At 69.6% G+C, this 17,679-nt stretch carries 12 protein-coding genes; 3 read left to right on the forward strand and 9 right to left on the reverse strand.

Going from position 1 to position 17,679, the window contains the following annotated elements; genetic code table 11:
- Positions 1–13 precede the first annotated feature (13 nt).
- From D7Y21_RS02075 to D7Y21_RS02090, 4 genes are all read right to left on the reverse strand, one after another.
- Entirely contained in the window at positions 14–781 is a 768-nt protein-coding gene (locus D7Y21_RS02075; protein WP_120566554.1) for a hypothetical protein, read from the reverse strand.
- Between the two features lie 45 nt (positions 782–826).
- Complete coding sequence (locus tag D7Y21_RS02080) at positions 827–2,410, reverse strand: hypothetical protein (protein WP_120566477.1); 1,584 nt, start codon at positions 2,408–2,410, stop codon at positions 827–829.
- Between the two features lie 100 nt (positions 2,411–2,510).
- Entirely contained in the window at positions 2,511–3,983 is a 1,473-nt protein-coding gene (locus D7Y21_RS02085; protein ID WP_120566476.1) for an MFS transporter, read from the reverse strand.
- A gap of 83 nt (positions 3,984–4,066) precedes the next feature.
- A complete protein-coding gene (locus tag D7Y21_RS02090; RefSeq protein WP_121710888.1) occupies positions 4,067–4,747 on the reverse strand; it encodes an NUDIX hydrolase in 681 nt (226 codons plus the stop codon).
- A 232-nt stretch (positions 4,748–4,979) separates the two neighbouring features.
- On the opposite strand from D7Y21_RS02090, the gene D7Y21_RS02095 reads away from it, so the two are divergent.
- The 3 genes from D7Y21_RS02095 to D7Y21_RS02105 all read left to right on the forward strand — a co-directional run bounded on the left by D7Y21_RS02095 (position 4,980) and on the right by D7Y21_RS02105 (position 10,885).
- Complete coding sequence (locus D7Y21_RS02095) at positions 4,980–7,274, forward strand: bifunctional UDP-sugar hydrolase/5'-nucleotidase (protein ID WP_233591875.1); 2,295 nt, start codon at positions 4,980–4,982, stop codon at positions 7,272–7,274.
- Positions 7,274–9,256 (forward strand): hypothetical protein, encoded by a 1,983-nt coding sequence (locus D7Y21_RS02100; RefSeq protein ID WP_121710890.1) that lies wholly within the window; start codon positions 7,274–7,276, stop codon positions 9,254–9,256. Before D7Y21_RS02095 ends, D7Y21_RS02100 begins: the two co-directional genes overlap by 1 nt.
- Positions 9,257–9,352: 96 nt before the next feature.
- Positions 9,353–10,885 carry a hypothetical protein gene (locus tag D7Y21_RS02105; protein WP_199724587.1) on the forward strand — a complete coding sequence of 511 codons (1,533 nt, stop codon included), beginning with the start codon at positions 9,353–9,355 and terminating at the stop codon, positions 10,883–10,885.
- A gap of 67 nt (positions 10,886–10,952) precedes the next feature.
- On the opposite strand, the gene D7Y21_RS02110 is transcribed toward D7Y21_RS02105, so the two are convergent.
- The 5 genes from D7Y21_RS02110 to hemA form a co-directional block, all read right to left on the reverse strand.
- Entirely contained in the window at positions 10,953–12,710 is a 1,758-nt protein-coding gene (locus D7Y21_RS02110) for a GspE/PulE family protein (RefSeq protein ID WP_233611922.1), read from the reverse strand.
- A 77-nt stretch (positions 12,711–12,787) separates the two neighbouring features.
- Entirely contained in the window at positions 12,788–14,554 is a 1,767-nt protein-coding gene (locus D7Y21_RS02115) for an MYXO-CTERM sorting domain-containing protein (protein WP_120566470.1), read from the reverse strand.
- A 73-nt stretch (positions 14,555–14,627) separates the two neighbouring features.
- Positions 14,628–15,389: a uroporphyrinogen-III synthase gene (locus D7Y21_RS02120; RefSeq protein WP_121710894.1), complete on the reverse strand. Its 762-nt coding sequence runs from the start codon at positions 15,387–15,389 to the stop codon at positions 14,628–14,630.
- Positions 15,390–15,400: 11 nt separating this feature from the next.
- On the reverse strand, positions 15,401–16,342 hold the full coding sequence (hemC, locus tag D7Y21_RS02125) for a hydroxymethylbilane synthase (protein WP_120566468.1): 942 nt from the start codon (positions 16,340–16,342) through the stop codon (positions 15,401–15,403).
- Positions 16,339–17,679, reverse strand: a complete 1,341-nt coding sequence (hemA, locus tag D7Y21_RS02130; protein WP_120566467.1) for a glutamyl-tRNA reductase — start codon at positions 17,677–17,679, stop codon at positions 16,339–16,341. The genes hemC and hemA overlap by 4 nt, the downstream gene beginning before the upstream one ends.

A 17,679-nucleotide genomic window follows, 5' to 3' on the forward strand; every position in this document is an offset into this window, starting at 1 on the left:
CCGTGCCTTTCTTTCAGGCGCGGTGCGTCACGTCCTCCATGGAGAAATGCGGCACCGACACGATGCCATCCTTCAATTCCACGGCCCTTCCCGAGTGGTCCGTGGCCAGGTGGATGACCGTCGCCTCCGGGAAGCGGTGGCGGTAGTCATTGGCGTGCGTGGGTTCATTGTCGAACGCAGCCACCACGATGCCCATGCGGCCCAGGCGCGCGTGCGCCTCGCGCTTGAAGGCGTCGTCGTCCTCCGCGAGCGTGGGCTTCATGACCAGGTGCACGCGCCCGTCCGTGCCGGGGGGCGTCACCATTCCGCAGCGCGCGAGGCATGACACGGTGCCTTCACGCATCGCTTCATGGCGGCCCGTCAGGTAGACGACCTGCGCGCCCGTGGCGGCCACCGCCTGGGTGAAGGCTGCCGCCCCTTCAATCGCCTCGTCGGAGACGCAGTAGGCGCTCGTGAAGAAGCGCTCCTGCCAGAAGGCGCGCGCGTCCGCGTAGCGCTGCTCCACCTCCGCGTCCTCCATGCCGCACGCGCGCATGGCGGCGCGCATGTCCCAGCCGGTGTCCCAGTGGCGCGGCTCGCACACGGAGAGCAGGTGCAGGGACCGCGCGTCGCCGTACTCTCGCAGGATGCGCGCCTGGCGGGGCCGGTTGTCGAAGAGGGTGGAGTCCAGGTCGAACGCCAGGACGGCCTGGGGACCGAGCGAGCGGGCCTTCTCCAGGATGCCGAGGAGCGTGTCGCGCCAGTCCTGCCGCACGCGTTGCTTGAGATCTTCAAAAGCCATGGACGCCGGAAGATACATGCCCCCGGCGCGAGGCTGGCCATCAAATCACGCGCCCTGGCGCCACGCGGCCGGCTGGATGGGCACCGACCCCGCGGGCTCCGAGGCCCCCACCGGAGCCTCTGGGGCCCGGGCGAAGTTCTGCATGCGCTGGATGCCGTTGCGATCCAACACCAGGCGGACCAGCTGCGCGGATTCATGACGCACGCCGTCCTCCATCACCGTGAAGCGGAAGACCAGGTCCACCGGGTAGCGCTTCGCGCCCCGGATGTGGCCCACGGAGAAGTCCCCCAGGTCCACGTACTCCAGCGCGAACTCCGGCTCGTCCATGTCGCGCAGGAAGCGCCCCACGTTCAGCCGGAGGATGTCCGTGACCCCCGTGAGGCCACGCTCGGAGCGGGGCAGCAGGCGCGCGTCCAGCACGATGCGCTTCTGGTAGCGGATGACGGCTTCCGACAGCTCGCCCTGGGACACGGTGAGGAAGTCGTCCTGCAGCCGCAGCGACGACACCGCCTGCGGTACCTTCACCGCCGCGCCGTAGTCCACGCGCTCCTCGCACGTGCCAATGGCGCGCGCCGTGACGGGGTCCACCAGGTCCGTGGTGCGGTCGTACAGGTGCGTGGCGGCCACGCGGCTGAACATGCGCCGCAGCCCTTCCTTGATGCGGTCCTTCATCATGTAGCCGACCACGGCTATCAGGAAGAAGTTGAGGCTCACCTGCGTGAAGCGAACCTGCGCCCAGAGCGCCACCGACGTGGCGAAGGCCATGGCCACGCCCGCCGCGATGGCGAACAGCACCTCCTCCCAGCCCTGCCGCCCCGAACGCCGGCGCGAGGACAGGAAGAGCACGTTCATGCAGAACTTCTTCAGGAAGCCCAGCCGCTGCATGTACTCCTCGTTGTCCCCCGTGGGGCTCAACACGGAGCGCAGCCGGTGCTCCTTGCGATAGGACTCCTCGCGCAGCACCGCCTCCATCAAACCCTTGCGCAAGGGCAGCCACGGCCCCGTGCGCGGCAGCGCGTCCATGTCCGCCACCGCGCGGCGGAAGAACTGCTCCACCAGCAGGCTCACGTACTCGTCCACCAGCCGCAGCGACGCGCGCGTCTTCTCCTGGAGCTTCGCCTCACCGGTGGCGCGCAGCCACGCGCGGAAGCGCTCCAGCACCACGGGCACGGAGTCTCCCGCCTGCCGCACCACCGTCTCCAGGTCCACCCTTCCCGCCTCGCCCGTCTTGGCGTCACAGCGCGTCTCCACCGTGGTGGCGAACCTGCGCAGCGCGCCGCGCAGCACGCATGAGAAGAGCTTCGCCTGGTAGACGACGTCCGCCTCCGGCGCCACGCCCGCGCGCTGCCACGCCTCCAGCTTCACCAGCGGCGAGCCCTCCGACGACAGGAGCTCCCCCAGCCCCATCACCGGCGTCTTGAAGCGCACGTAGTTGTGGATGTCCGCGTAGAAGTCCGCGCGCGGGTACGTCTCCGCGTCGATGTTCAGGCTCGACGGCAGGAAGAGGTAGGCCTCCACCAGGTAGCGCGTCTCGTCCGCGCCCGTGGGCTGGTACTCGAGCTTGATTTCAAACTGCTTGCGGTCGTGGACGTCAAACCGGCTGTGGAGCGCTTCGGGGGCCTGGGACACAAACTCCAGTCTATGTCACAGGCCTGTCACACGGGAGCCACCCCCACCAAAGGATGGAGAAGCGTCCGGGGCGGCACACCGGACGCACTCCGCCGGAGCCTCAACCGTTGGTGCCCGTACGAGAAGAGGACGCGCCCGGCACGGCGCCCGGGACGACGTCGCCCACCGGCAGCGGGGCCGCCTTGGGCTGGGGCTTCGCGTTCCACACCCGCGTCGCCAGCACCAGGCCCACGATGGCCAGCGGCAGCATGGCCAGGGGCCAGGGCTTCCAGTTGGCTGGGTCCTTCATGGCGTCGCCGGTGGGGAGGATCATGCCGTAGACGAGCGCGTGGATGGCCGTGCCCGCGTACACCGCGCCGTCGATGATGCCCACCACGATGCCCGCGTTCTTCTTGCCGCCGAAGTCCATGGTGGCCGTGCCGGACAGCATGCCGTGCACGCCGATGACGCACAGGGACATGAACACCACGGACCAGCCGGCGCCCGGCGTTCCCAGCAGGAACACCGCGCCGATAGCGCCCAGGAGCAGGCCTGCGTAGAGCACCGCGGACACGGGGCCGCGGCGCGAATCGAAGATGCGGTCGCTGATGACGCCCGCGAACATGCCGCCCAGGATGCCGGCGACGCACGACAGCATGCCCCAGTTGGAGGCCACGAAGCCGCCGGACTCCCCAATGGCCTTGGCGTACTTGGGGAACCACTGCATCACCGCGTTGCGCAGGAAGCCGCTGCAGAACTCCACGCCCAGGATGATGAGGATGACGCGGTTGCTCAAGAGCTTGCCGAACATCTGCGGCACGCTGAGCGCCGGGCCCGTCTCCCCGCTGGAGGCGTCCGCCGTGTCGAAGTCCGGGTGGCCCGTCTGGGACGGCGTGTCGCGGATGACGAAGAAGTCCAGCACCAGGAAGGCCACGAGCAGCGCCGCGGGCACGAAGAACACCCACCACACCGGCGCCGCGTCCGCGATGAAGCGGCACCAGTCGAACGCGAAGTACAGGCCCAGCGAGATGAGGATGCCGAACACGCCGCCCAGCTGGCCGCGCTCACGCACGTGGAACCACGACGCGTTCACCTTGACGATGGAGACCGCGCCGAAGCTCTGGAAGTACATGTTCACGCTGTAGAGGAACGCGAGCCACGCCACCACGCCGCCCGGCGGGGCCCAGCCGTTCTTGAGCACCGCGTACACCAGGCCGCCCATGGCGATGTTCGCCACCGCGCTGCCGCCCGCGGACAGGAGGATGGTGAAGCGGCCGCCCAGCTTGTCCGTCAGCGGGCCGTTGAGGAGGAAGGCCGCGCCGTACGTGAGCGTCCCCCAGAAGAAGATGGTGGCGAAGTCCGCGTTGGACGTCTGCGCGCCCATGGCGCTGGTCGCCACGTTGACGTTGTAGCGCCCCATGTAGAGGAACGCGTACGTCAGGCCCAGGGGGAACCAGTTGAAGAAGCGGCGGCGGCGGAACGCATCGGTGTGCCCCAGCTCCACCTTCGGCAGCCGCGAGAGCACCAGGCCAATGGCCCCGAGCAGGATGACGATGGGGAGCAGCTGGGCCAGCCACGGGGGCAGCGACGACATGCGACGAACCTCGCCTGCAGGAGGAAGCGGAACGGGGCAGCACCCTACCCCGTCCGTCCTCGGCCCGGAAACAGCAAGCGGCGTCAGGAAAGCCGGGCGAGCAGCCGCGTGAGGGAGACCTCCGTCTTCGCGTCCGCGATGTCACCCCGGCGGCACGCGTCGAGCACCGCGCCCACCGGCCGCCATTGCAGGTGGATGCCCTCCTCCAATGGAGAGCCGTCTCCCTCCACCTCGCCCTGCGCCACGCCGGTGACGTCCACCGCGGCCGGGAAGACCTTCTCCGACAGGATGCCCGGCGCCAGGAAGAACGCGCCGCCCAACAACTGGATGTCCTCCGGCCGCACCGTGTAGCCCGCCTCCTCCTTCACCTCCTCCGCCGCGCGGCGGCGAAGCCCCTCCTCGCCCTTGTCGGCGGGCTCCAGCAGGCCCGCGACGATTTCCTCCACGCGCAGATGGCTCACCGTGTCAGGCACGGTCATGGACGCGGTCTGCTCGCGGCGGAAGTACGCCGCGGGGCGCAGGTTCATCCGCGTCAGGACTTCCACGTTTCCATCCGGCGCGCGGCGGTAGATGAGCACCGACACCGCGTCCAGCCGGGGCCGGTCCACCACATCCACCCGGTAGACCGGAGACGACGAGCCATCCGCGCGCCGGTTGCGGCAGCGCAGCCGACGCACTCGGAGGAAACCTTCGTCACAACGCGCCGTGGCGGAGAAATCCTCGATGATCTCGATGTCAGTCACATTGGAACTGCTGGGACGCATGTCTGCCTGCTCTCCTGGTGTCCTGGTAGGTGGAGGTGCCACGGTGGCGTTGCTTGCCCGTGCACCCTTGATCCCGTAGGTTGCGCCGTCCTCAAGTCGTCACTCCCTACGAATCACGGATCCGCCACGAATGTGTCGCGCACTGCTCGGCCTCTTCTGCGCCTGCGCCCTGGCCCTCGCCTCGTGCATGCCTGTGCTGGAAGGCCAGGATTACCACCTTGAAGGTCAGGAGGTGCGGCTTACCCTCCTCCATACCTCTGACATCCACTCGCGGCTCGTCCCGTACGACTTCACGCCGCTGAAGACGGACCAGGACCTGGAACTCATCCCGGAGGCCGGTCCTTTTGGCGGTGCCACGCGCATCGCATCCATCCTCAAGCGCGAGCGCGCCAAGGGCGACCGCGTCCTGCACCTGGACTCTGGAGACTGCTTCCAGGGCGCGCCCATCTTCAACGTGAACACGGGCGAGGCGGAGTTCCGCTTCCTCTCCGAGTCCCGCCTGGACGCCGCCGTGGTGGGCAACCACGAGTTCGACGCGGGCGCCCTCAACTTCGTCCAGAAGGCGCGCAACTTCGCCAACTTCCCGCTGCTGGCCGCCAACTACTACTGGGACGACCCGAAGACGACCGGCACCAACGGCGCTTCCATGGTGACCAGCCCCTACACCATCCGGACGGTGAAGGGCCTGCGGGTGGGCGTCATCGGCATGGCGAACATCTCCTCGCTCAACTCCATCGTGGAGGGCGGCAACAGCCTGCAGGTGACGCCGCTGGAGCAGAACGAGGCCGCGCGCTCCTATGTGGAGCTGCTGCGCCCGGTGACGGACCTGATTGTCATCGTCAGCCACCTGGGCCTCACCGAGGACCAGGATCTCATCCAGGGCTACGAGGCCTACTATGAGTACGGCCGCGCGAAGCCCTTCATCAACCGCTCGCGCGACGCGTGGAAGGTGCTGGAGTGGTTCGGCCCCGAGGGCAACGACAAGTCGGTGGTGCGCGTGCACATCGCGGGCGTCAGCGGCATGGACGTCATCCTGGGCGGCCACCTGCACGTGGTGCTCAACCCGCCGCAGCTGGTGACGGACCCCGCCGGCCGCAAGGTCGTGCTGTCGCACTCGGGCGCGTTCGCCAAGTACGTGGGCCGCCTGGAGCTGGTCGTGAAGATGCCGAACCAGCGGGGCGAGGCCGAGGGCGCCGAGGTCGTCAGCCAGGACTACCACGCGTTCCCGGTGGACAGCCTCTGGTGCAACGAGGCGATGCGCAGGCTCCGCTTCGAGGACGGCGTCTTCTGGGATCCGGGCAAGTTCATTGAAGCCCCGGGCGTGCGCGAAGCCATCGCGGAGTGCGGCCGTCAGGAGGACGCCCAGACGACGGACCTGCTCATCCCGTACCTGCTGGGCATGGACGTGAAGCTGCAGCTCACCTCCATCTTCTCCTACGCCCCCCTCGACGTGCAGCGGCGCAACAACTCCAATGGCGGTGACTCGCCGCTGGGCAACATCGCCGCGGACTCCATGCGCAAGCGCAACCGCGTGGAGGCGGAGATGGCGCTCACCAACTCCCTGGGCATCCGCGACAACCTCTACGCGGGCGTCGTCACGCAGGAGGCGATGTTCAACGTGTTCCCGTTCGAGAACACCATCAACATCATGTACCTGTCCGGCGTGGAGATGCAGGAGATGTTCGACTTCGTCACCGAGCGCTCCGCGGAGCGCGGGTGCGTGAGCCAGGCGCAGATCTCCGGCGCGCGCTTCACCATGGACTGCGCCCAGGTGCAGCTCAACGACCTGCGCGTCGCGTGCACCCCGGCGACAGTGGCCACGGACTGCCCCCAGGAGGGCCGCGAGGGCCACGCGCCGTGGCAGTGCCTGGAGGACACCGCCGGTTCGCGCTGCTGGGCGCACCCGGGCATCGACATCCAGATCAACGGCAGGCCGCTGGACACCAACGGCACGTACAAGGTCGCGGTGAACGACTACATCGCCAAGGGCGGCTCCGGCTTCACGGTGCTCAAGCGCAACACCACGCGCATCGAGACGGGCATCAGCCTGCGCGACTCGCTCATCGGGTACATGCAGGGCTTCTGCAGCTGCGACGACCTGCTCAACGGCCGGGAGACGTCCAGCAACGGCACGCGCTGCGGCTCGCTGGTCAACGGCCAGTGGACGGTGGATGAGAAGACGCTGAACTCCTGCAAGGTGTCCAAGGCCTTCGAGGACGGGCTCGACAAGACGGTGGGCAGCTGCTCCTGCCGGGATCTGCTCAAGGTGACCACGAACGCCGCCGAGCAGCCGAAGGCCATGGCCCAGTGCGGCCTGCCGGACATGACGCGGGACGCGGCGCTGGCGGAGTGCGCGCTGCCGCAGGGCCCGTACACCGGCCGCTGCACCTGCCGCGACCTCCTGACGGGTGGAAACCCCACCTGCGGAACCATGACGAGCCAGCTGCGGTCGTTCTGTGAGAAGCCCACAGCCATGCCCATCGCGAGCGCCATCGAGGATGGCCGCATCGGGCGGAGGGTGAAGTAATGAAGCAACTCTTCCTGCTGTCCACGCTGGCCCTGGCGGCCGGCTGCTACACCAAGGAGTCCGAGGCTCCCACCGGACTCACCTCCTTCCGCGTGGAGGTGACGAGCATCACCACCGCGGGTTCCGCCACGGCGCTGCTGCCGGTGGTGAACGCCTGCGTCGCGAAGTACGGCAACAACCAGGCGGCGGTGCCGCTCGAGGTGCGTGGCACGACTGACTGCCCCTACACCCTGCCCCGTTCGGACGTGGACATCGGTCTGTCCATCACCGCGATGGACGGCACCGGCGGGGAGATGACGTCCTTCAACGGGCCGGTGTCCTTCCGGGTCATCCCGGGCGACCTCACCGGTGAGTACGGCCAGCGCTGGACGCAGCTCACCAACGGCAAGGGCACCGGCACCGTGCGCGTGGCCCACCTGTACGGTGAGACGCACGTCTGGGTGCAGGACCAGGACCTGGAGCTGATCTACGCGGACGGCGGCGTGGTGGGTGACCTGGCCCAGCTGCCCCAGGAGCCGGCCATCCGCACCCTCGCGACCGGCCTGTCCCCGAGCATCCGGTTCGAGGAGCCCTCCCTCGCCACCATCAATCTGCCCGAGGGCGGCTCGGAGACGAGCGTCTTCGTCAAGCAGTTCATGCGCGTGGGCCGCAATCCGGAGTCCGGCGAGCCGCTGACGCAGAACTGCGACCCGTCCGACCCCAACAACGGCAAGCCGATGATGCTGCTGGTGACGGGCACGGACTCCAGCGGCTTCTACGTCACGGACATGACGGCCTGCCGCGTGGATGAGAAGAGCGTCACGGGCGCGAACATCCAGACCGCGGAGCCGGACGGCTTCAACCCGGGCCGCTTCAACAGCATCTACATCTACAACTACTCCTTCCCGGAAGGGCTGGACTCCGGCGACCTGCTCTGGACGCTGTCCGGCACGGTGGCGGAGTTCACCAACACCACGCAGATGAGCTTCCCCGCCTGGACGCTGCGGGAGAACGTGCGCCTGCTGCCCCAGGACCAGTGGAACAAGTACCTGGACCAGGTGCCGCCGGTGGAGGTGAACGGCCGGCTGTGCGGCTACAGCGGCTCGCCGTACCTGGACGACATCCTGTGTGGCTATAGCTACAAGAACTACAAGATGGAGAGCCTGGAGTCGTCGCTGGTGAAGCTGCGCCGGGTGAAGTTCCCCAAGGTGTTCCGCAACTGCGACGCCAACGGCAACAACGACATGCCCATGTTCTGCCCGGTGGGCAGCAGCGCGTCTCGCAGCTGGCAGAACTGCTTCGCGGAGCCGCCGGATGATCCGGACCTGCCGGAGCGCAAGTGCGTCATCGACTGCACGCTGGGCATCGGCGAGTACGCCGGCACCATCTGCGCGGAGAAGACGACGTACACGAACTTCGGCCAGTTCGTGGTGGAGATGAACGCCACCGGTCCGGCGTCCATGGGCATGGACGAGTCCGTCCCCAACCGCATCATGAACGTCACGGTGGGCACCACGCCCGTGCGGCCGGACAAGGCGCTGCCCCAGGGCTACCGGATGAACATCATCTGCAACCAGCCGGTGCGCGCGCGCTTCGGCCAGGTGAGCGTGACGGCGGACCAGACGGACACGCTCATCGCGGCCAACACCCGCTACGAGTACACCCTGAAGGACTCCGAGGTGACGGTCGCGCTGGTGCGCGACGCCGCCGCCACGGCCAACGCCGCGTGCAAGGTCGCGCCGGACACGCGCTCGCGCATCAGCCTGCAGATCAAGGACGCGGTGCCGGACCTGAACCCGGACTGCAACGAGAACGACGCCGACGCGGCGAAGGCGCTCCAGTGCAAGCAGCTGCGGGCGGCCACCTTCGACGTCGTGGGTCACCTGAAGCACGTGGGTCCGGCGCGTCCGCGCTGGAACGTCCTGCCGAGAGATCAGGACGACCTGTGCTGCTATCCCGGGCCCGGGATGGAGTGCCCGAAGCCCATCAAGCCGTGCCAGTAGCCACCATTCACCTTTGAGCAGTCGCATTGCGCGCCCCGGCGGTATGCCGGGGCGCTGGGAGGAGCGGTCTCCCCCGGACCGCTTCCTGGAGGGACATTGAAAACGTTGCAGACGCTGGCCCTGGCGGGCCTGACAACCCTTTCCGCGCCCGCTTGGGCCGGGGACTTCGTGGACACCCGTTTGTCGTTCGTCTTCGCGGACGACAACGTGCTTGCGGGCGCGGGAGAGACCACTCCCAACAGCCCCAACGCGCGCTTTGGCGCGGGCAACCAGAACACGCAGTTCTACGACAACTTCAACACCAAGTTCTCCGGCTTCGAGTCGCTGTCGAACGTCGTGCTCTACAAGCGCATGCCGGCGTTCTTCGAGGGCCTCACGACGGAGGCGGCCCTCACGCTGCTGGTGCTGGAGCGCCCGTCTGGTGGTGTCGACATCCTCGACAACTCCAGCTACGTGCGCCTGAACTACCAGCCGCCGGGCTGGGGTGAGAAGGAAGGCATCTCGCTCACCGGCTTCCCGGTGTCTGCGGACCGCTTCCGTCTGGGCTACGCGTACCGCATCTCGTGGGGCGGCAGCCCCATCTTCACCAACCGCGCCACCGCGGCGGGTGTGCCGGGCGCCAAGCTGCAGCTGACGCGCGACCGCTGGTACGCGTACGTGGGCGGCAAGACGGCGCTGGTGCTCAACGACCTCATCCTGGAGCAGGAGACGCTCTACGGCGTGATGGCCGGCGCGGGCTGGGACATCCTGGAGACGCTGCGCGTGGAGGCCGGCGGCGGCTACTTCCAGAAGGGCATCGTCCCGGGCCTGGCGAACCAGTCCATCGAGGCGGGCGTCAACGCGGCCGGTGTGTCCGGCCAGATTGTCTACCACGTGGGTGTGCCGGTGGGCACGAGCGTGGACTTCCGCCTGTACAAGAACGACCCGGAAATCTACCAGCGCTTCTTCGCGCCGGAGACGTACCCGGGGGGCCTGTCCTACTCCTTCTCGCTGGAGGGCAGCTACCTCACGCAGACCCTGCAGGACCCGGACAAGTTCGGCGCCACCAAGCCCCAGGGGGCCACGGCGCTCGCCTTCCAGGGCCGCGCGAAGCTGAACCGCTTCCGCTTCAACGCGCTGGCGCTGGTGCGCAGCCTGTCCTTCATCCAGTTCGACGTGCCGGGCTTCCCCCCGTTCCAGGACTTCCCCACGGGCACGGTGCTGAAGCCTGAAGTCTTCGGCGCGGTGGGCGTGGACTACAACATCGCGGGCCTGCACCTGACGCCGGGCTTCATCATCGGCGCGCAGCAGCCGGCGTCCTTCCGCAGCCCGGTTCCGCTCGTGGGCGGCAGCAACCCGCCCCCCAGCCTCACCGGTACGCGCACGGTCGTGGTGCGTGACGCCAACCAGCTGAGCATCCTGCCCAGCACCTGCGGCGGCACCAACGCCTGCGAGGCGGAGCTCATCTGGTCCGCCAAGGCCACCTTCCGGTGGGACCTGTCGGAGACGGTCGCGGCGGTCGGCGAGGTCTACTACACGTACGACACCAACCGGACCACGTTCGAGGACGACGTGACGGGCATCGCGCAGCCGAACTTCGAGAAGCCGCACGCGCTGGGCTTCAACACGCTGCTGCAGGCGCGCTTCTAGGCCGCCCTGCCCGCTTCCGGGCAGCTTCGCGGGGCCCGCCGTGCTTCACGGCGGGCCCTTCGTGTTTCTAGAAGGCGGACGTCATCCGCACCACCTCGTCGAAGGCGGTGAGGCCCTGCGCCAGCTTGCGCACGGCGGCCTCGCGCAGCGTGCGCATGCCACCGCGGCGCGCGGCCTGCGTCAGGTGCTCGTAGGGCGCCTCGCGGGCGATGAGATCCCGCACCTCGCGGTTCGTGGAGACGATTTCGAAGACGCCGGTGCGGCCGGAGAAGCCGGTGCCGCGGCAGCGCACACACCCCGCGCCCTTGGACAGCTTCACGCCGCCGGGCAACAGCGGCAGCGGCACTTCCAGGGCCAGGAGCTCGTCCGGCGTGAGCACCGCCTCCTCCGAGCAGTGCACGCAGACGCGGCGCAGGAGGCGCTGGGCCATGACGCCCAAAAGGCTCTGCGCCAGGAGGAACGCCGGCACGCCCAGGTCCTTCATGCGCGCCACCGCGCCCAGCGCGTCGTTGGTGTGCAGCGTGGAGAGCACCAGGTGGCCGGTGAGCGCGGCCTGGATGGCGTTCTCCGCCGTCTCCGCGTCGCGGATTTCGCCCACCATGATGACGTCCGGATCCTGGCGCAGGATGTGGCGCAGCGCCCCCGCGAAATCCAGGCCCACCTTGGGCTGCACCTGCACCTGGTTGAAGGTGTCCCACACCATTTCGATGGGGTCTTCAATCGTGGTGACGTTGACGTCCGGCCCCGCCACCGCCTTGAGCGCGGAGTAGAGCGTCGTCGTCTTGCCGCTGCCCGTGGGGCCCGTCACCAGGATGAGGCCGTGGGGTTGATCAATCCACGACTCGAAGTGGCCCTTCTCGTCCGGATCGAAGCCCAGCTGGGCGATGTCCTGCACCAGCGTCTCCGGGTCGAAGATACGGATGACCACCTTCTCGCCGAAGGCGGTGGGCAGCGTGGAGACGCGGAGCTCCACCTCGCGGCCGTCGCGCTCCGTCTTGATGCGGCCGTCCTGGGGGCGGCGCTTCTCGGAGATGTCGATGCGCGCCAGCATCTTCACGCGCGACACGATGGGCGGGTGCACCTGCGCGGGCAGCGTGTAGACGGGGTGCAGCACACCGTCGATGCGCAGGCGCACCACGGCGGTGGCGCGCTTGGGTTCGATGTGGATGTCCGACGCGCGGTTGTCGAAGGCGTAGCGCAGCAGGTAGTCCACCGCCTGCACCACCGGCCTGTCTGACGCCTCCAGCTCCTGCGTGCCGCTGAGCGACACCAGCTGCTCGAAGTTGGCGATCTGCGCGTTCGCGCCACCGAAGTCGTCCGCGGCCTTGGCCAGCGTCTTCTTGAAGCCGTAGATGTCCGCGATGGAGCGGAGGATGTCCGTCTTCGCGGACAGCACGGGCTCCACGGGCTCGCCGGTGAGCCGGTGGAAGGACTCGAAGAGCTCGCGGTCGAAGGGGTTGGCCACCGCCACGCGCAGCCGCCCCTGTTCGGTGCGCTCCAGGGGCAGCAGCACGTGCTTCTGCGCGTAGGGCCGGGACACCGTGCGGGTGGCCAGCGCCATGTCCATCTTCAGCGGATCCAGCTTCCGGTAGGCCAGCCCCGCGGCGCGCGCGGCGGCCTCCGTGACGCGGTCCTCGTCCAGCACGCCCCGCCCCCCCGGCGCCGGAATCTGGAAGGCCGCGACCACCTCCACGGGCGACACGTCATACCGGGCCGCGTCCTTGCCCGTCCCCCCCTGAGCCTTGAGGACACGGGCGCGCGCGGCGGGCTCCCGCGCCAGCACCTCCTGCGCCTGCTGGGGTGTCAGCAGGCGCTGGGCGACCATGGCCTCCAGGAGGAAGCCCAGGGTGAAGTCCGTGGCGCCGCGCGAGGGGCCGCTGCTTCCGGGGGGAGCCGCCTGGGTCACACGTTCCTCCTTCTGCGGGTGGCCAGGAGCAACACCCCGAGCCCCACGAGGAATGCCGCGGAGGAGGGGGCGCTCTGGCAGCCGCAACCGCCGGGGTCGTTCGTCGAGCCACCCGTGCCACCGTCCACTGGCGGAGGCGGCGGCGTGCCACCGTCACTGCACAGGGTGCAGGTGCCGCCGTCCGTCTGGGCATACGGGTCGTAGCACTGGCCGCCATTGCCGCAGTACAGGCCATTGGGACAGTCCTGGTTGCTGCGGCAGGCGGCGATGCAGGCGGTCCCTTCCGCGAACGGCACGCACTGGAGCGGCGAGGCGCAGGTGTTCGCGCCGCAGTCGCGGAAGCAGAAGCGGTCCTCGCCGGTGCCCGCCGGGCGGCAGGTGCTGCCGGGGCTGCACGAGCAGGTGGACACCGAACACGGCTCCGTGCACACGCCCTGCGGGTTGCCGTTGAGCTTGAGGCACGTCTGGTTGGTGCCGCACTCCGAATCCTGGAGGCACGGGTCGCCGACGCTGCGCGTGCCCGTCTTCTGCTGGATGCAGGCGTGGTCGCACGAGCGGCAGGCGTGGTTGCTGCCGCAGTCGCTGTTGGTGGCGCAGTCGGCGACACACACGTCGCCCCCGTTGTCGGGCAGCGTGTTGCAGGTATAGCCCTCGCGACAGTCCCCCTTGCCCGGGCGGCAGTTCTTCAGACAGCGCTTGCCCACGGCGCCCACGCTGGTGCACGTGGAGCCGATGGGGCAGTCCGCGTTCGCGATGCAGGACTCCGTGCAGTAGCCGTCCGTCCACGCCGGGAAGGCGGTGGTCTTGTCCGCATCCGTGAGGCAGCGCGATTCCGGCGCGCCGCAGGTGCTGGCGTTCGCGCAGGGGTTGCCCACCTTCGTGGTCGACCCGAAGGCCTCCGGCAGACAGGCGAACTGCGAGCCGGGGATGAGGGTCGACGCGCGGCACTGGTAGGGGTCCGGGCAGGCACCGGGCGTACCGACCGGGCACGGCTTGGAGCAGATCTTCTGCGAGGCGCCGCTGGTGGTGGACTGGGCGGTGACGCAGGTGAGCCCCGCGCCGCACGCGGTGGTGTCACAGGGCGAGCCCACCGCGCCCGTCTGGGGATAGCGCTGGCAGAACGCCCCCCGGTCATACGACGACAGGGCGCGGCGCTGGGTGCCGGTGTCCAGCGTGATGTACATCACCGCGTCCGAGTAGAAGTACGTGCTGCCCAGGCCCAGGCACTGGCCCACCCCGCGCATCACCGCCGACTGGATGTCGATGAAGCCCGCCGGCGTGGGGGAGAGCGTGGTGAACTTGTAGCTCACGGCGTTGAGGAAGATGTCGCACTGATAGACGAGGCCACCGTGGGTCAGCGGCACCGCGGCCACCACGCTATTGCTGGCGTTGAGCACGTCCGAGAACTCGGCGCTGTTCGGGTCCGTGACCCAGACGGCGGCGACGCTGAAGCCGTCCAGCCGGTCATTCACGTTCGGGATGGGGACGATGGTGGAGCGGCCCTTGTAGGTGAAGGCGGGCCACGCGCAGTCCACGTCCTGCCAGGCCTGGAAGGCCTTCTTCACCGCGTCTTCCACCAGGGACAGGTCATTGCCCCCGGGCTGGGTGTTGCGCGCGTCCACGTAGTACGGGAACGGATCCTGGCTGTTGTTGAGCACCCAGTGGTCCAGGTACTGGTAGCCCAACTGATCCTGGGCGTGCGCTGTCGCGGCCAGCGCCAGCAGTCCAAGGAGGAAGACACTCCGCTGCGTCCCACGCTTCATCACCCGCACCTCTTCACGTCACGTCCGCACGGGGCGCTCCGCCTGGGCGCCCGGACGTCACCGGGCGGACAGTCTACCCGTGAACGGCGCGAACGGTGGCATCCACCAGCGCTTCGGGCGTGGGGCGCTCGGCCACGGCGGCCACGGGGATGCCCAGCTGCGTCAGCGCCGTCGCCGTGGTGGGGCCAATGGCCACCACCTTCGCGGAGGCCAGCGGCTCACGGCCCACTCCCTCCACGAAGGCCTCCGCGGTGCGCGGCGAGGCGAAGAGCACCACCTGGGGCGGAGCAGCGACCAGTTGGGCCAGCGCCTCTGGTTCGACGGCGGCCGGCGCGCTGCGATAGGCCGTCACGCGGGTGACACGCACGCCCAGGTCGCGCAGGCCGTCCTCCAGCTCCCGCCGCCCCTCCTCCGCCGCGGGCAAGAGCACGTCGTCCTCCGGCCCCAGCACGTCGCGCAGGGCGGTGAAGAGCGCCGCGCCGGTGCCCTCGTGGGGTTCGGCCTCCACCTTCAGGCCGTAGCCCTCCACGGCCCTCGCGGTGCGCGGCCCCACGGCGGCCAGCTTCACGCGGGACAGCCGGTCCAACGTGCCGGCGAGCCGCAGGGCCTCCAGGAAGGCCTCCACGGCGGAGGGGCTGGCGAACACCACCCAGTGGTAGCGCTGCACGTGCTCGGCGGCGGACGCGAGCGGGCGCGGGTCCTCCGGCGGATGCAGCTCCAACAGCGGCAGGCTGAGGACGTCCGCGCCCTCGTCCTCCAGGAGGAAGCACAGCTCTTCGGCCCGCTCACGGGGGCGCGTCACCAAGATTCGGATGCCATCCAGTCGCCGGTCCACGGGCCGGCACTCTAGGCGCGGGGCGCGCCTTCGCGGCGGCCGAAATCGCGCAAGATGTCTCCCGCCCCGCGCGACAGGAGTTCGTCCGCGAGCGCCTCGCCCAGCCGCTCCGCTTCCGGTACGGGCCCCTTCACCTCGGCCCGCACCACCAGCGAACCGTCCGGCCGGCCCACCAGGCCGCGCAGGTACACCTGGCCGTCCTCCACCGTGGCGTGGCCGGCCAGGGGCACGGTGCAGCCGCCCTCCAGCTTCGCCAGGAAGGCGCGCTCGGCCCGCACGGCGTTGCGCGTGGCGATGTCCTCCAGGGGCTGAAGCAGCGCTCGCACGTCCGCGTCCGCCTCGCGGCACTGGATGGCCAGCACGCCCTGCCCCACCGCCGGCAGGCTCTCCGCCACCGGCACCACCTGGGTGATGTGGTGGTCCAAGCCCAGGCGCTTGAGCCCCGCCGCCGCGAGCATGGCGCCCGCGAGCCGCAGGTCGCGCGTCTTCTGAAGGCGCGTCTGCACGTTGCCACGCAGGGAGACGATCTCCAGGTCCGGCCGGCGCGCGCGCAGGATGCAGCTGCGCCGCAGCGAAGACGTGCCCACCTTCGCGCCCGCGGGCAGCATCGCCAGCGTGTGCCCGTCCGGGCTGCAGAACGCGTCGCGCGGGTCCTCGCGCGCCGGCACCGCCGCCAGGATGAGCCCCTCCGGGAACACCGACGTCATGTCCTTGAGGCTGTGCACCGCCACGTCCGCGCGGCCATCCAGCAGGGCCTGCTCAATCTCCTTCACGAACAGGCCCTTGCCGCCCACCGCGGACAGCGGCGCGGACAGGAAGCGGTCGCCCTCGGTGGACATCTTCACCAGGGTGACCTCCAGGCCGGGGTTGCGCTCGGTGAGGAGCGAGGCCACGTGATTCGCCTGCCACAGCGCCAGCGGGCTCTCCCGCGTCGCGATGCGCACCGTCTTCATCGCCGGCTCCCGGTGGCCACCACGGTGTTGCGCGCCTCCTGAGGGGGCGCGGTGGGCTCTTCCGGAGCGATGGCGGCGGCCTCCGCCTCCGTGAGGCCGAACAGCTCCGCGGCGGCTCCCGCCAGCCGGTTGCCCTCACCCTGTGGGCCCACGGCGCGCAGGCGCGCGGTGGGCTCATGCAACAGCTTGTTCACGATGGCTCGCCCCATGGCTTCGATGCTCTTCTTCTGCTTGTCGGTGAGCCCGTCGCCCATGCCCAGCAGCGTGCGCTCCACCTCCGCGCGGGCAATGGCCTCCGCGCGCTGACGCAGGCGCGCCAGCACGGGCATGCCGTCGCGCAGCGCGCGCTCCCGGGCGAAGCGCGCCACCTCCTGCGCCACCAGCCCGCCCGCCTTGTGCGCCTCTTCCGCGCGCGCGGCGGTGTTGTCCGCGACGAACTTCTGGATGTCGTCCACGTCGTACGCGTGCACCCAGTCCAGCGTGCCCACCGCCGGGTCGATGTCGCGCGGCACCGCCAGGTCCACCATGAACAGCGGCCGTCCCTTGCGCGCCCTACTCAGCGCGCCGACATTTTCGCGCGTGAAGATGGGCACCGGCGACGCGGTGCTCGTCACCACCACGTCCGCGGCGCCCAGCAGCGTGAAGAGCTCCTCGAAGGGCTTCGCCACGCCGCCCACCTCCGCCACCAACGCCTCCGCGCGGGCGAGCGTGCGGTTGGTCACGATGAGCTTCCCGGCGCCCGCGTTCTTCAGGTGCCGCGCCGCCAGCTCCCCCATCTCTCCCGCGCCCACCACCAGGACGGTCTTGTCCTTGAGCCCGTCGAACACCTTGCTCGCCAGCTGCACCGCCGCGGACGCCATGGACGTCGCCGCGCGGCCCACCGCCGTCTCCGTGCGCACGCGCTTGGCGCAGCCGAACGCCGCCGCGCACGCGCGCGTCAGTTCCCCGCGCACCGCGCCCGCGCCCTGGCCTCGCTCGAAGGCGTCCTTCACCTGCCCCAGGATCTGGGCCTCGCCCAGCACCATGGAGTCCAGGCTGGCCGCCACCCGGAACAGGTGCACGAGCGCCGCCTCTCCCTGGTGCTCGTACAGGTGCTCCAGCGCCTCCGCGCCGCCCAGCGAGTGCAGCGTCTCCCGCGCGCGCTCCCGCGCCAGGTCCGCGCTGGGGGCCGCCAGGTACACCTCCACGCGGTTGCACGTGGACACCCAGAGCGCCTCCACGGGCGCCTGCGCCAACCGCTGCAACACTTCCGTCTGCCGGGCTTCGGGCAATGCCAGCCGCTCGCGAACGCCCAGGGGCGCGGTGCGGTGTGACACGCCAATGCAGATGAATTCCAT

The organism is Corallococcus sp. AB045 (assembly GCF_003668895.1).
GTDB classification, from domain to species: domain Bacteria; phylum Myxococcota; class Myxococcia; order Myxococcales; family Myxococcaceae; genus Corallococcus; species Corallococcus coralloides.